Genomic DNA, 13,836 nt, shown 5'->3' on the forward strand with positions numbered 1-13,836 from the left:
CCGGAAATTAGGTTGCCGGATAGACATCATGCGGAAAGGCTGTAATCGCACGGAATATAGGGAGTGTTAGTTGCCGGGGCGGCACGATTTGCCGGACGAACCAGAGGATCCCGCGGGGAGACATGCGGGTCTCATCCTTCGGAGAAGCGGTCGCTGGAAGCCTTCCGTACAATCAATATCTTCCGTATCGCCGACCATCGTCATTGCGAATCAGCAAGTAAACGATCAATCCCAATAAGGGAAAGAAGAACAGCGCCACAAGAACAATAAGGGCAAATTCAGGGCTTCTTCCCCTTTTTCTGGCATCGCGATACGCCCACACGCAAAGCAAGATATGGATCACAAAAAAGAAGATGGATATGAAAAAGAATACAGCAATGATTCCGCCTGCATTTAAAGCGATATCCATTGGCGACATGGTTAAGATCTCCTCCTGATGTCAATGTTTCCATTAATACGCAGGACGAAAGAGGAAGTTGCACGACCCACGAAGCCCACGGAGATGAAGCCCACGGAAATGAAGCCCACGGAAAGATCGCGATCACTTAGTTTATCCAATAGACAAACTAAGTCGGAAATGGTATGCTGGAATCATCGCAAGCACAAAAACGCTTTCAAGGAGGATTCATTCGATGAGCTTATTCCCGAACGTCCCGAAAGTCCAATACGAAGGACGCGGCTCGAAAAACCCGTTTGCTTTCAAGCACTACAATCCGCAAGAGGTCGTGCTCGGCAAAACGATGGAGGAGCACCTCCGTTTCGCCGTTGCCTATTGGCACACTTTCGTAGGCTCCGGCTCCGACCCGTTCGGCGTCGGCACCGCGGTCCGCAGCTGGGACTCGCTGTCCCCGCTCGACAAGGCGAAGGCGCGCGTGGAAGCCAATTTCGAGCTCATGGAGAAGCTGAACATTCCGTTCTACTGCTTCCATGACGTGGACGTCGCCCCGGAAGGCGCGACGCTCGCCGAATCGTTCAAAAACCTGGATACGATCGTCGCCCTGCTCAAGGACCACATGAAATCGACCGGCAAAAAGCTGCTGTGGAACACGGCGAATCTGTTCACGAACCCGCGTTTCGTGCATGGCGCCGGAACGAGCAACAACGCGGACGTATTCGCTTATTCCGCCGCCACGATCAAGAAGGGGCTGGAAGTCGGCAAGGAGCTGGGCGCGGAGAACTACGTGTTCTGGGGCGGCCGCGAGGGCTACGAATCGCTGCTGAACACGGACATGAAGCTGGAGCTCGACAACCTGGCGCGCCTGCTGCACATGGCGGTCGACTATGCCCGCGAAATCGGCTTCGACGCGCAGTTCCTGATCGAGCCGAAACCGAAGGAGCCGACCAAGCACCAGTACGATTTCGACACGGCCACCACGCTCGCGTTCCTGCAAAACTACGGCCTCAAGGAACATTTCAAAATGAACATCGAAGCGAACCATGCGACGCTGGCCGGACACACGTTCGAGCATGAGCTGCGCGTCGCGCGGATCAACGGCGTGCTCGGCTCCATCGACGCCAACCAGGGAGACATGCTGCTCGGCTGGGATACCGACGAATTCCCGACCGACCTGTACTCGACGACGCTGGCCATGTACGAGATCCTGAAGAACGGCGGCCTCGGCCGCGGCGGCGTCAACTTCGACGCCAAAGTTCGGCGCTCCTCCTTCGAGGACGAAGATTTGTTTTACGCCCACATCGCCGGGATGGATGCCTATGCGCGCGGCCTGAAGGCTGCCGCCAAGCTGGTCGAGGAGCGCGTGCTGGACGAGATCGTCGAAAACCGCTACCGCAGCTTCCGCGAAGGCATCGGGGCCGACATCGTGTCCGGCAAGGCGACGCTCAAATCCCTCGAAGCCTACGCGCTTCAGCTGAACCAACCGATCAAGAACGAATCGGGCCGCCTGGAGCAGATTCGGGCAACCTTGAACGAGATCATTTTCAGCGTTTGATCGCCGGAGGGAGGTTAGCCGGATGAAATACGTCATCGGAGTCGACCTGGGAACGAGCGCGGTCAAGACGCTGCTCGTTTCCCGCGAGGGAACGGTCGCGGGCGAAGCGTCCCGCGAATACCCCCTGTATCACGAGCACTCCGGCTGGAGCGAGCAGGAGCCGGAGGACTGGGTGAGGGGAACGCTGGACGCGCTAAGCGAGCTGGTCCGGCAATCGGGCGTCTCGCCCGAGGACATCGAAGGGATCAGCTTCTCGGGCCAGATGCACGGGCTCGTGCTGCTGGACGAAGGGAACCGCCCGGTCAGGCGGGCTATCCTGTGGAACGACACCCGAACGACGGAGCAGTGCCGCGAGATCGAGCGGACGCTCGGCGACCGCCTGCTGGCGGTGACGCGGAATCCGGCGCTCGAAGGGTTTACTCTGCCGAAGATTCTATGGGTGCGTCATCATGAGACTGCGGCGTTTGCAGCTTCGCGGAAGTTCCTTCTTCCCAAGGACTATTTGCGGTTCCGCCTGACCGGTGAGTTCCATATGGACCTCTCCGACGCCGCGGGAACGTTGTTGCTCGACGTGGCGAACCGATGGTGGAGCGGAGAAGTGCTGGAAGCGTTCGGGCTCCCCGCGGACTTCTGCGCTCCGCTGGTCGAAGCGGGCGGACTCGTCGGCACGCTGAACGCGGAAGCCGCGCAAGCGACGGGCTTGTCGCCGGCCACCAAAGTGTTCGCGGGCGGCGCGGACAACGCCTGCGGCGCGATCGGCGCGGGCATACTGGCGGACGGCTTGACGTTGTGCAGCATCGGAACGTCCGGCGTCATCCTGACCTATGAGGACAACCCGGACGCGGACTACGGCGGCAAGGTCCATTTCTTCAACCACGGCAAGCCGGGGGCCTTCTATTCGATGGGCGTCACGCTGGCTGCCGGTTACTCGCTCAGCTGGTTCCGGAATACGTTCGCCGCGGGCGAATCGTACGACAGCCTGCTGGCGGGCGTGGAGAACGTTCCGGCCGGGTCCGGCGGCCTGCTGTTCACGCCTTATCTGGTCGGAGAACGCACGCCCCATGCGGATCCGGACATCCGCGCCAGCTTCATCGGCATGGACGGCAGCCACACGAGGGCGCATTTTGCTCGAGCGGTGATGGAGGGCATCACGTTCTCCCTGAACGAGTCGGTCGATCTTTTCCGGGCGGCCGGCAAGAGGGCGGACACGATCGTCTCGATCGGCGGCGGCGCGAAGAACCCGGTCTGGCTCCAGATGCAGGCGGACATCTTCAACGCCGAAGTCGTCGCGCTGGAGAACGAGCAGGGTCCGGGCCTCGGCGCGGCTATGCTGGCCGCGGCCGGCTGCGGCTGGTTCGCGAGCCTGGACGAGTGCGCCGCCGTGTTCGTCAAGCGGTCGAAGCGCTTCAAGCCGAACGCGGAAACGGCCGAGCGGTATGCCGGATTGTTCCGGATCTACCAAGCCGTGTATGGCCAGACCCGCGATTTGAACCGTTCCCTCGCCACTTTCCGAAACTGATTTTGTGCGATAAGATAAGAGCAGGAATGAGGGTTGCCTCCCTTATCCTATGTTAGAGCCTCCAGTATTCCCGGCCGGTAACCGGGTGGGGGCTCTTTATCATGGACGGGTCTTCGGCTTTGAAGGAAGAGGAGGGAAACGCGCGGATGGAAGGGCAAAGAGAGGAACGGACGGCGCTTCTCACGGGCGCATCCAGCGGATTCGGGCTTCGGACGGCGCTGTTGCTCGCGAGGCAAGGGTGGACGGTATACGCCGGTTTCCGTGACCCGGCGGCGGGGGGCGAATTGACGGCGGAAGCGGAGAGAGCCGGCGCGCGCTCCCGGATCCGGCCGATCCGGCTCGACGTGACCGCAGAGAATGAGGTTCGGGAAGCGGTGCGGACGGTGGAAGGGGAAGCGGGTAGGTTGGACGCGCTGGTCAACAACGCGGGATTCGCCGCAGGCGGGTTCGTGGAGGAGCTGCCCTTGTCCGCATGGAGAGGCCAGTTCGAGACGAACCTGTTCGGGGTGGTGTCGGTCACCCGGGAAGCATTGCCGCTTTTGAGGAGAAGCGGGGGCGGCCGCATCGTGCTGGTCAGCAGCGTCAGCGGAAGGATCGGCTTTCCGAGCCTCGGTCCTTATTGTGCTTCGAAGCACGCACTGGAAGGGCTGGGGGAATCGCTGCGGCTGGAGGTGGCGGCTTTCGGTACCGCGGTCAGCATCGTCGAGCCCGGCCCGTACCGCACGCCCATCTGGCGCAAGAGCTTCGCGGGCGATACGCCTCCGGCGCCGGATTCGCCTTATGCCGCATTGCATGCGAAAATCAAACCGATGCTCGAGCGGAGCGCGGCGCGCGGCGGGGATCCGGAACGCGTGGCGGAGGCGATATACCGGGCATTGACGGATAAGAAGCCCAAGCTGCGTTACTTTCCGGGGTGGGGAGAACGCTGGACGGTCGGCGCCAAAACGTTCCTGCCTTGGAGCTGGATCGAACGTGCGGCGCTGCGCGCGCTCGGAGTCAAACGGTAATGAGGCGAGTGATGGCTTCGTGCCCGATCCTCATCGTCATGACTTAGCGCAGTAACGGAGATCCGCCCTTATTCCGTTATAGATGCTGCCGGCCGCCGCATTTGCGATTTAGGGAAGAATTTCAGGCATATCCGAAAACGCATAGGAGGATTCCATTTCCGGGAATCCTATCCGTTGGGATTAAGGTACATTCAAGGAACGGAGTGGAAGCCGATGAACCACGATGCCCTGATGATGGAATTTCGGGATAAAGCGACGGCGAAGCTTGCCGCGGACACGTTTGAAGAGCTGGGCTACGAGCCCCGGGTCCATGAAGGCGGAAGGCTGCACATTCACGTGCGCAACGAGGATTTGACCTCCGCGCTTGAAATCATGCAATGCCACGGCGGAAATCTCGTCGAACGGGCGCCGGCTGAGGCGCTCTCGCTTGCGGAAGATGCCTATCGCCTCGACGCCATTCCCATTCCGGCCCATACGGTGAACGAGGATTGGCCGGAAGCCTACGGCTCGGTCGAACCGGAAGCCTGGGCCCGTGACGAAGGGTTTCGTACGGATGACGGTTCCTACGACCATTTCGAGGCGACTTGAGCGGACATCCCTCGGCGGATTTCCGCCAGACCTTCTTGGCAGCAGTCCGCTGAGCGGCTTCAATGGGCCGTTATCGCGTCTGTCCGACGGAAGAAGCGCCGAGCGGTATAGAAGAGCGGTTTGTTTCGGGGATGGATGCCGGTCGCGTTGTGCCGGAGTCTTACTTGGGCTGCCGGATCTGCGCCGGACAGTCCGCGTTCCTTGATCCCGGCTCCTTGACCGCCCGTTGCGCCGCGGCCGTTCCGGCGGCGTGTCCGGTGGCGAATGCCGCCGTAATATTATACCCGCCGGTGTACCCGTGGATGTCCAGCAGCTCCCCGCAGAAGTACAAACCCGTCATCCGCTTCGAACCCATCGTCTTGGGATCGACCTCCCGGACGCTTACACCCCCGCCGGTGATGAACGCTTCCTCGATCGACAGCGTGCCTGTCGCGGGTACCGGCAGCCCTTTGCACAGCTCGGTCAGCTTCAGCCAGATCCGCTTGGACACGTTGGCCGCTTCCGTATCTCCGTCCGCGCCTGCCAGCCGAAGCAGCAGGGGGACGGCCCGTTCCGGCAGCTTCTGCCGGACAAGCGTTTTGAGCGACTTTCGGGGTTCGGACCTGGCCTGTGCCGTCCATTCCGCGGTTAATGCTTCGCCGGCAACGTCCGGAAACCAGTCGATGGCGATCGTGACGGGGCCTTTGCCGTCTCTGAGCGCCAGCACGACGAAACCGCTGCACCGCAGCGCCGCCGGACCCGACAGCCCGAAGTGGGTGAAGATCATGTCTCCCCGGTGCGAGACGATCTCCTTGCCTCGGCCGTCCAGAACGGAGAGCGTAACGTCCCGCAAGGATAAGCCCTGCAGCTCGCGTTCCCGGATCCAAGACGCATCGGAAGTGACCGGCACCTCCGTAGGATAGAGATCGGTGATCGTGTGTCCCGCCTCGGCCGCCCAAGCGTATCCGTCGCCGGTGGAGCCCGTGTGGGGCACCGATTTGCCCCCGGTGGCCAGGATCACGCAGCGCGACTCAAGTTTCTCCCCCTCCTCCAGAAGGACGCCCGCCGCATGGCCTTCCTCGTAAATCACTTTTCTTACTTTCCTGTTCACGATCATTTCCGCGCCGGAGCGCCGGACCTCCCGGACGAGGGCGTCCACGACCGTTTTCGCCTTATCCGAAACCGGGAACATCCTGCCGTGGTCTTCTTCTTTGAGCGGGATGCCGAGGCTTTCGAAATACGCGGCGATCTCCCGGCTGCCGAACCGGGTCAAAGCGCTGTACAGGAACCGCCCGTTGCCCGGAACGAATCGGATCAGCTCCGCCGGCTCCTTGTTGTTCGTCACGTTGCATCTGCCGCCTCCGGAAATGCCGAGCTTGCGTCCCAGCTTGTCCCCTTTGTCGAGGAGCAGCGTCCGGGCTCCGCCCCGAGCCGAAGCGATGGCCGCCATTAATCCCGACGGTCCTCCGCCGACTACGATTACGTCCCATTTCATCCGCTTGTTTCCGCGCCTTTCCGGTTCATTTTCCCCAAATGCCGCTTTTCAGCCGCTCTTTCTATTATACACGCTTCTGGATTGTAACTTAATGGGAGATGTGTTTTAATTCACTTACGAATAGGCAAACGTCCGGACTACCGTTACCCCACAGGAGGCCGCAGGTGTGTGGAAGAATGCGCTGCTGCAAGGGTTGATCGCGCTATTGCCGGTGTTCCTTTTTCTGGTATGGTATAACCGTCCCAAACGCACCCGGTTCGTGCCTCTCTTCCTCGCTGCCGCCTGCGGAATCGCGCTTTTCCTGAACGCAAGACTTTCGGTCGCCGCTCTGAGCGGCATTCATTTGGATTTCCGATATTTGCCGCTTCTGATCGGGTCTCTCTACGGAGGATTGCCCGTCGCGGTATTCCTTGTTTGTGTGTATCTCGTTTACCGTCTCTTGCATATCCAAGCCTCGATCGAATATTTGTATTTCGGGGCCGTCGTGTTGCTGCTCCATGTCCCGCTCATCCGAATTTCTACGAAATTCCGTCTAGGCCCGCGAGCCAAACGGTTCAAAATCGCGTTCGTGTGTTTGTTCGTCATGTCCCTGGATTACTGTGCGTTCATTATGATTAAAAACCGCGGAGAGCTGTTGCCGCCATTCCGCGATGATCCGGGTCTTTTGGCCAACTGGGCGGTTTTTCTTCTGGTGGCGGTGTTGGCCGTGCATTTTATGGAGCTCGGGTTCGAACGGGTGAATCTTCAAAACGCACTGCAGGAGATGTCGCGGAAATATCGGGGAGAGGTGCGTCGGCTGCAGCAGTTCATCGATCAGGCTCCCTTGGTCGTGGTGATCCTGGATGCCTCGGGCAGAATCGTTCACGTCAACGAGTTTGCCCTTCGTTTGATTCACCCGGTCAGCGGTAAAGACGTCATAGACCAACATTATCGGGTTCTTCGGCAGTTGATGGACATCGATTCCCCTTCGCCGATCGAACGGGTGATGCAGGGGGACGAACGGGCCGTCGAAATGGTCCGTTTTCGGGCCCATACGATCTATACGATCGCATGCGTCATCAAGGGGTCGCCGGGACAGTCGTCGGACGGCATCCTGCTCATCGGACAAGACGTGACCGAGCTGCAGCAGCTGAAGGACGAATTGGGACGGATGGAGCGCCTCAGCCTCGTCGGTCAGATGGCGGCCAGCATTACGCATGAAATTCGCAACCCGATGGCGGTCATCCGGGGATTCGTCCAATTGCTGAACGAACGGAGCTCCGCGGAGCAGCAGTCTTATTTTCGCATCGTCATGGAGGAGCTCGACCGCGCGAACGGCATCATCAACGATTTTCTCTCCCTGGCCCAGAACCGCATCGTGGAAAAACAGCCCGGCAGCCTCCACGACGTCCTGAACGAGATGATGCCGCTCATTTACGCGGATGCCAATATGCGCGGTCAAGTCGTGGAGCTTCGCCTGACGGACGACATCGGCCCGCTGGAGATCAACAGCAAGGAAATCAAGCAGCTGGTGCTGAATCTGGCCCGCAACGGGATGGAGGCGATGCCGGGGGGCGGCGTCCTGCGGATCGAGACCGTCGATTTGCCGGAAACGGTGCAGCTCCGGGTGACGGACAGCGGAGTCGGCATTCCTCAAGAGAAGCTGGAGCGGTTGTTCGAGCCCTTCTATACGACCAAAACAAACGGAACGGGTCTTGGGCTTGCCCTCTGCCTAAGCATCGTGGAGCGCCACAACGGTATCATCCGAGTGGAGTCCAAGGTGGGGGAAGGAACGACCTTCATCGTCAACTTCTCCAAGCCGGGCTCCCGGAATGTGTAAAAAGATGGCCGTGCGCCGGATAAGAGGACGGGCATGGGACACAATAAGGGAGAATCAGCCATCGAGCCATCGAGCCATCGAGCCATCGAGGAGGATCCTTCCATGACCAAACCGCCGCAAGGCCCTTCTTCGGACGGACGGAAGTCGCCGCGCAACCCGCAGCGCGAACGTTCGCCCTTGTCCCCGGGATTCGACAAGAAACTGGACGGTCCGAACCGTCCCTCCACTTGAGAGAGGGACCTCGGTATTTCCGACATGGACAACCAGCCGACTGGGTCCTATGAAGGAGTCAGGCCCGCGCCGGGACGGGACGACTCCCGATTGGATCCGTTCGAAATCCAGTTCAAGCCGGAGTTCCGCGGGAACCGGGGGCCGCGGGAGCCGTTCGTCAACGCGCACGGAGTCGTGATCGGGGACCATGAGTACGCTTCGCCCCAATCGCCGCTCGAGCAATGGAGCAAGGATACGGATCCGTCCGTCATGGCGGGGGAACAGTGGGTGCACCCGTATAAGGACATCGGATTCCGCACCCGGGAAAACCGGGATTTGTTCGAACGGGGGATCCCGCCGCGTGCGGTTCCGTTCATGCATCCTTCGATCCAGGCTTCCGCCGCGGACGAGCCTGATTCGGCACGTTGGAATTCGGAGGAGCCGGAAATCTACGACTGGCTGGACCCGGACGAAGAATACGTAATGGACGAACCCTGACGACCGTCGGGGTTTTCTTTCTGGCCGGTCTCGCGTTATAATGTAAGCACTGGCAACTCCGTTTGGATGAAGCAAGCGTCAATAGGGAAAGCGAGGGGTTTTACATGTCGATGTCTTTTGAAAGATACATGCTGGACATGGTCCAGCCGATGCGGGACGAATTGACCCGTCTGGGCATCAAGGAGCTGAGAACGCCGGAGGAAGTCGAAGAGAACCTTCCGGACGCCGAAGGTACCGTGCTCGTCGTCGTCAACTCCGTGTGCGGCTGCGCGGCCGGCCAAGCGCGTCCCGGCGTCGCGAAGGCGCTGGCTCATGACGTCACGCCGGATCATCTGTTCACCGTGTTCGCGGGCCAGGATAAGGAAGCGACGGCCAAAGCGCGGGAATACTTCGCGCCGTATCCTCCGTCGTCTCCGTCGATCGCCCTGCTCAAGAACGGGGAGCTGGTCCATTTCATCGAGCGCCATCAAATCGAGAATCGCAGCGCCGCCGAAATCGCGGGCGACCTGACGGCGGCTTTCGACCGCCATTGCCGGTAAGAAAACGACCATCCCGGGGGTTCGGATCATCGAACCTCCGGGTTATTTGTGTGATTCGGAACTGATCATAAGGATGGCGGCAGCCGTTCATACCAGGTCATCGTCCATAATGGGATACATAAGAACGATTACGAGTCCGGGAGGCATGAATCTATGAGCTTGCAGCAGCAAATCATCGCGGAACTCCGCGTGAAGCCGTCCATCGACGCCGACGAAGAGATCGCCCGCAGGGTCGGGTTTCTGAAAGATTACGTAACGAAGGCCGGCGCCGCGGGCCTGCTCATCGCGATCAGCGGCGGCATCGACAGCGCGGTCACGACGGGGCTCTGCAAAAGGGCGACGGACGAGCTGTCGCGCGAGAGCGGCAAGGAATATATCACGCTTGGCGTCTTCCAGCCGTACGGAGAGCAGGAAGACATCGCCCACAGCTACGCGGTGGCCGAGGCATTCGGGCTGACGCACAAAGTGGAGACGAATATTCGGGAAGCCGTGGACGAGATCGTTCTGGAAACCGAGTACGCTTTCAAATCGCTGGGCATGTCCCGCCATATCAGCCGCGGAGGCAAGGGGAACGTCAAGGCCAGAACCCGCATGGTCGTGCAGTACGCCCTGGCGTTCGACCTCAATCTGCTCGTCGTGGGCACGGACCACGCTTCGGAAGCGCTTACCGGCTTCTTCACCAAGTGGGGGGACGGCGCCGTCGACGTCACTCCGCTCAGCAGCTTGAACAAACGCCAAATCCGCCAAATCGCCAAAACGCTCGGCGTTCCGGCCGCGATTCTGGACAAAGCGCCGACGGCCGGATTGTGGGAAGGCCAGACGGACGAAGGGGAGCTCGGGGTTTCGTACGAGGACAACAGCGATTATCTGGAGGGCAAGGAGATCGATCCCAAAGCCCGCGAGATTTTGGAGAAGCATTATCTCCGGACGCAACACAAACGGCAGCCCATCCCGGGCATCTGATCTCTGCCCGACATGATCATCGGAGTGGGATTGGACGTGGTGGAGCTGGAACGGATCGACCGGATCGTGAAGCAGCCGTCGGGTGCGCGTTTTGCGGAGAAAGTGCTCACGCCAGGGGAAAGGGAGCGCTGGAACCGACTGCCCGCACGGCGCGCCCTGGAGTTCATCGCGGGGCGGTTCGCCGCCAAAGAGGCGGTCGTCAAAGCGCTGGGCTGCGGAATCGGCGGGGCGGCCGGGTTTCATGACGTGGAAATTCTCCCGGACAGCGCGGGCAAGCCGGTATGCCGGCTTTCGAAGGCATGCCGGGAACGGCTCGGCTTGCGGGACGGATCGTACGCGATTCATGTGGCCATTACCCACGAGAGGAATCTCGCGGCTTCCACGGCCGTTGTCGAACGCATCCAACACGCACCAGATAAATGAGCGCGCCGTCGACGGTACACCAATTGCAGCGATCGAGTGGGGAGCCAACATGACAACGACTTATTTTACCATCTTGATGAAGCAGCTGGAGCAAATGCAAATCGAGGTCGCCTCCGCGTCCGAGACCGAAGTGGGGGCGAATTCCGTCAAACCCCGCGAGTCGGTATTCGACTGCAACCGCTTTTTATATATCCGGTCCGGCAGAGGCCGGCTATGGGCATTGGGCCGCGAAATGGAGCTCATCCCGGGAACGCTGTGCATCCTGCTGTCCGGAACGCCCCACCGCATCGCGGTGGACCCGGGGGACGTGCTGAACATCCAATGGTGCCATTTCCACGCGAGCTATGGAGACCGGGACATCTACCGGACGCTGAGTCTCCCGATGACCGTCCTGGTGGACAACAAGTCCGCCGTGAGCTCGCTGTTCGACAAGCTGATCCGGGAGCTGAACCAGGACCGGATCACCTCCCGGCTGCGTATCAAAGCCATGATGCTGGAGCTGGTCAGCCTTTATTTGGAGGAGCTGCCCCGGGGAATCGGGCGAATCCATCCGACGCAGGAGCTCCAAAAAATCGACACCGTCCTCCAATATATCGACGAGCATTTGGCCGACAACGTCACGGTGGAGGAGCTGGCACGCCAAGTATACCTTCACCCGAACTATTTCATCGTTTTCTTCAAGGCCATGATGGGCTATTCTCCGATCCAGTACGTGAACCACAGACGGATGGAGATTGCCAAGACGCTGCTGCTGCAGCCCGACTGCAACGTGTCCGACGTCGCCGCCCGCGTCGGCATGCAGATCTATTATTTTTCCAGGATGTTCAAGGCCCATACCGGGCTCACGCCGAGCCGCTACCGCAAACAGGCCTTGGGCGTGGCGGCGGCAGGCACCGACATGGATACGGAGACGGATGCGGACGGAGGTATGGGGTAATGGACCGGGCGGCGATCAACCGGTTTTTCGGCACGGAGCTGCTGGCCTGGTACAAGAGGGAACGGCGGGATTTACCCTGGAGGAGAAGCCGGGATCCCTATCGGATCTGGGTGTCCGAAATCATGCTGCAGCAAACGCGGGTGGAAACGGTCATCCCTTATTACCACCGTTTCATGGAGCGGTTCCCGACGATCGGCGATTTGGCTGCCGCGCCCGAGCCGGACGTGCTGAAGGCTTGGGAAGGACTCGGCTATTATTCCCGGGCGCGCAATCTGCAGGCAGCCGCCCGTCAGGTGGTCGAGCTGCACGGAGGCACGGTGCCGCGCGACAAGGCTTCGGTTTCCGCCCTCAAGGGCGTCGGACCCTACACGGCGGGGGCCATACTCAGCATCGCGTTCGACCAGCCCGAGCCGGCGGTCGACGGCAACGTGATGAGGGTGCTGTCGCGATTTTATAATTTAGACGACGATATCGCCCGGCCTTCGGTGCGAGGGGCGATGGAAGACCTGGCGCGCGAGCTGATTCCGCAAGGGGAGGCCGCCAGCTTCAACCAGGCCTTGATGGAACTCGGAGCGCTCGTGTGCACCCCGCGTTCGCCCGGGTGCCTCTCCTGTCCCGTCATGGAGCACTGCGCCGGCCGTTTGGCCGGGCGGGAGCGGGAGCTGCCGGTCAAGACGAAGGCGAAGCCGCCCAAACCCGTGCACCGGCTGGCCGTCCTCATCGAGGGCGAGGGTCCGCATGCGGGACGCGTGCTCGTCCGCCAGCGCTCCGGGGAGGGGCTGCTCGCAAGCATGTGGGAGCTGCCTCATGTGGAAGCGCCGAACGAGTCGGTGTGGGCGTCGGCTGCCGCCGCCTCGGACTGGCTCGCGGGCGCATTGGCCGCGGAAGGGCTTAGCGTGCGTCCGATCCGCGCTGTCGCGGATGCCGAGCACGTCTTCACGCACCTTCACTGGTTCGTGAAATTATGGTCCGCCAAGCTGGCCGACGCCGGCGGCGCGGGGGCGGACGCGGACGGGGCCTACCGCTGGATCGACCGGCGGGAATTCGGCGAACTGGCGTGGCCGAACGTGTTCCGGAAGCTGCTGGGCGCATACTTCGAAGCTCCGGAGGCGTACTCGCTCTCCCGATGAGAAGCGGGGAGCGGCGGAGTAGAGGTACGAAGAGACGTTTTCATCGTTGCAAAAAAGCTGTCCTCCCGTTACCGGAAGGACAGCTTTCGCGTTCCCCGCTGCTTATTTCGCTGCTTCGTACAGCTGGCCGACTTTGTTCCAGTCGACGACGTTCCAGAACGCCGCGATGTAGTCCGGGCGTTTGTTCTGGTATTTCAGGTAGTAAGCGTGCTCCCACACGTCCAGGCCGAGGATCGGCTTGTCGCCTTCCATGATCGGGCTGTCTTGGTTCGGGAGGCTGTATACTTTCAGCTTGCCGTCTTTGCCGACGGCGAGCCATGCCCAGCCGGATCCGAAACGGGTCGTTGCCGCGGCCGCGAACGTTTCCTTGAATTTCTCGAAGCCGCCGAGCTCGCTGTCGATCGCTTGCGCCAGCGCGCCCGTCGGAGCTCCGCCGCCGTTCGGGGAGATGGTCCCCCAGAACAGGGAGTGGTTGGCATGGCCGCCGCCGTTGTTGCGAACGGCGGTGCGGATGCTTTCCGGCACGGCGTTCAGGTCGGCGATCAGATCTTCAACCGACTTGTCGGCCAGCTCCGGAGCCGATTCGAGTGCCTTGTTCAGGTTCGTGACGTACGTGTTGTGGTGGCGGCCGTGATGGATCTCCATCGTCATCGCGTCGATGTGGGGCTCCAGCGCGTCCTTCGCGTAGGGCAGTTCGGGCAGTTGGTGTGCCATGTGAAATACCTCCTGTAATGGTGTGGCATATGTAGCTCTCGTTTATTATTATCCTAGATTTCCCGG

Annotated in this window: 15 protein-coding genes; 12 read left to right on the plus strand and 3 right to left on the minus strand. The window is 60.9% G+C overall.

Annotated features, from left to right (window positions below; translation table 11 throughout):
- Positions 1 to 172 precede the first annotated feature (172 nt).
- Complete coding sequence (locus GE107_RS05985) at positions 173 to 409, minus strand: PLD nuclease N-terminal domain-containing protein (protein ID WP_219638977.1); 237 nt, start codon at positions 407 to 409, stop codon at positions 173 to 175.
- A 223-nt stretch (positions 410 to 632) separates the two neighbouring features.
- Between GE107_RS05985 and xylA the strand changes: the two genes are divergently transcribed.
- From xylA to GE107_RS06005, 4 genes are all read left to right on the plus strand, one after another.
- On the plus strand, positions 633 to 1,949 hold the full coding sequence (gene xylA, locus GE107_RS05990) for a xylose isomerase (protein ID WP_219638764.1): 1,317 nt from the start codon (positions 633 to 635) through the stop codon (positions 1,947 to 1,949).
- A 22-nt stretch (positions 1,950 to 1,971) separates the two neighbouring features.
- Positions 1,972 to 3,468 (plus strand): xylulokinase, encoded by a 1,497-nt coding sequence (gene xylB, locus GE107_RS05995; protein WP_219638765.1) that lies wholly within the window; start codon positions 1,972 to 1,974, stop codon positions 3,466 to 3,468.
- Positions 3,469 to 3,569: 101 nt separating this feature from the next.
- Positions 3,570 to 4,475 (plus strand): SDR family NAD(P)-dependent oxidoreductase, encoded by a 906-nt coding sequence (locus GE107_RS06000; RefSeq protein ID WP_255570253.1) that lies wholly within the window; start codon positions 3,570 to 3,572, stop codon positions 4,473 to 4,475.
- Positions 4,476 to 4,688: 213 nt separating this feature from the next.
- Positions 4,689 to 5,063 (plus strand): hypothetical protein, encoded by a 375-nt coding sequence (locus GE107_RS06005; RefSeq protein ID WP_219638766.1) that lies wholly within the window; start codon positions 4,689 to 4,691, stop codon positions 5,061 to 5,063.
- Positions 5,064 to 5,223: 160 nt separating this feature from the next.
- Here GE107_RS06005 and GE107_RS06010 read toward each other — a convergent pair whose 3' ends face one another.
- A complete protein-coding gene (locus GE107_RS06010) occupies positions 5,224 to 6,537 on the minus strand; it encodes a BaiN/RdsA family NAD(P)/FAD-dependent oxidoreductase (RefSeq protein ID WP_219638767.1) in 1,314 nt (437 codons plus the stop codon).
- Positions 6,538 to 6,703: 166 nt separating this feature from the next.
- Between GE107_RS06010 and GE107_RS27035 the strand changes: the two genes are divergently transcribed.
- From GE107_RS27035 to mutY, 8 genes are all read left to right on the plus strand, one after another.
- The gene (locus GE107_RS27035) at positions 6,704 to 8,356 is read left to right on the plus strand and encodes an ATP-binding protein (RefSeq protein WP_219638768.1); all 1,653 of its coding nucleotides are present in this window, start codon (positions 6,704 to 6,706) and stop codon (positions 8,354 to 8,356) included.
- Positions 8,357 to 8,458: 102 nt separating this feature from the next.
- Positions 8,459 to 8,587: a hypothetical protein gene (locus GE107_RS26445; RefSeq protein WP_255570254.1), complete on the plus strand. Its 129-nt coding sequence runs from the start codon at positions 8,459 to 8,461 to the stop codon at positions 8,585 to 8,587.
- 24 nt (positions 8,588 to 8,611) lie between these two features.
- Positions 8,612 to 9,064 (plus strand): DUF3905 domain-containing protein, encoded by a 453-nt coding sequence (locus tag GE107_RS06020; protein WP_219638769.1) that lies wholly within the window; start codon positions 8,612 to 8,614, stop codon positions 9,062 to 9,064.
- 104 nt (positions 9,065 to 9,168) lie between these two features.
- Entirely contained in the window at positions 9,169 to 9,603 is a 435-nt protein-coding gene (locus GE107_RS06025; protein WP_219638770.1) for a BrxA/BrxB family bacilliredoxin, read from the plus strand.
- A gap of 153 nt (positions 9,604 to 9,756) precedes the next feature.
- Positions 9,757 to 10,566: an ammonia-dependent NAD(+) synthetase gene (gene nadE, locus GE107_RS06030; RefSeq protein ID WP_219638771.1), complete on the plus strand. Its 810-nt coding sequence runs from the start codon at positions 9,757 to 9,759 to the stop codon at positions 10,564 to 10,566.
- A gap of 12 nt (positions 10,567 to 10,578) precedes the next feature.
- Positions 10,579 to 10,989: a holo-ACP synthase gene (acpS, locus tag GE107_RS06035; protein ID WP_219638772.1), complete on the plus strand. Its 411-nt coding sequence runs from the start codon at positions 10,579 to 10,581 to the stop codon at positions 10,987 to 10,989.
- A 49-nt stretch (positions 10,990 to 11,038) separates the two neighbouring features.
- Positions 11,039 to 11,926 (plus strand): helix-turn-helix domain-containing protein, encoded by an 888-nt coding sequence (locus GE107_RS06040; RefSeq protein ID WP_219638773.1) that lies wholly within the window; start codon positions 11,039 to 11,041, stop codon positions 11,924 to 11,926.
- A complete protein-coding gene (gene mutY, locus GE107_RS06045; RefSeq protein WP_219638774.1) occupies positions 11,926 to 13,056 on the plus strand; it encodes an A/G-specific adenine glycosylase in 1,131 nt (376 codons plus the stop codon). Before GE107_RS06040 ends, mutY begins: the two co-directional genes overlap by 1 nt.
- A gap of 102 nt (positions 13,057 to 13,158) precedes the next feature.
- On the opposite strand, the gene GE107_RS06050 is transcribed toward mutY, so the two are convergent.
- Positions 13,159 to 13,770, minus strand: coding sequence for a superoxide dismutase (locus GE107_RS06050; RefSeq protein ID WP_219638775.1), 612 nt, complete (start codon positions 13,768 to 13,770; stop codon positions 13,159 to 13,161).
- Positions 13,771 to 13,836: the final 66 nt, after the last annotated feature.

Source organism: Cohnella sp. CFH 77786 (genome assembly GCF_019400745.1).
Lineage (GTDB): Bacteria > Bacillota > Bacilli > Paenibacillales > Paenibacillaceae > Cohnella.

Bases quoted from the DNA above. Each gene is read 5' to 3' on its own strand.
- GE107_RS05985 (WP_219638977.1), bottom strand. From the start codon at position 409: ATGGATATCGCTTTAAATGCAGGCGGAATCATTGCTGTATTCTTTTTC.
- xylA (WP_219638764.1), top strand. From the start codon at position 633: ATGAGCTTATTCCCGAACGTCCCGAAAGTCCAATACGAAGGACGCGGC.
- xylB (WP_219638765.1), top strand. From the start codon at position 1,972: ATGAAATACGTCATCGGAGTCGACCTGGGAACGAGCGCGGTCAAGACG.
- GE107_RS06000 (WP_255570253.1), top strand. From the start codon at position 3,570: ATGGACGGGTCTTCGGCTTTGAAGGAAGAGGAGGGAAACGCGCGGATG.
- GE107_RS06005 (WP_219638766.1), top strand. From the start codon at position 4,689: ATGAACCACGATGCCCTGATGATGGAATTTCGGGATAAAGCGACGGCG.
- GE107_RS06010 (WP_219638767.1), bottom strand. From the start codon at position 6,537: ATGAAATGGGACGTAATCGTAGTCGGCGGAGGACCGTCGGGATTAATG.
- GE107_RS26445 (WP_255570254.1), top strand. From the start codon at position 8,459: ATGACCAAACCGCCGCAAGGCCCTTCTTCGGACGGACGGAAGTCGCCG.
- GE107_RS06020 (WP_219638769.1), top strand. From the start codon at position 8,612: ATGGACAACCAGCCGACTGGGTCCTATGAAGGAGTCAGGCCCGCGCCG.
- GE107_RS06025 (WP_219638770.1), top strand. From the start codon at position 9,169: ATGTCGATGTCTTTTGAAAGATACATGCTGGACATGGTCCAGCCGATG.
- nadE (WP_219638771.1), top strand. From the start codon at position 9,757: ATGAGCTTGCAGCAGCAAATCATCGCGGAACTCCGCGTGAAGCCGTCC.
- acpS (WP_219638772.1), top strand. From the start codon at position 10,579: ATGATCATCGGAGTGGGATTGGACGTGGTGGAGCTGGAACGGATCGAC.
- GE107_RS06040 (WP_219638773.1), top strand. From the start codon at position 11,039: ATGACAACGACTTATTTTACCATCTTGATGAAGCAGCTGGAGCAAATG.
- mutY (WP_219638774.1), top strand. From the start codon at position 11,926: ATGGACCGGGCGGCGATCAACCGGTTTTTCGGCACGGAGCTGCTGGCC.
- GE107_RS06050 (WP_219638775.1), bottom strand. From the start codon at position 13,770: ATGGCACACCAACTGCCCGAACTGCCCTACGCGAAGGACGCGCTGGAG.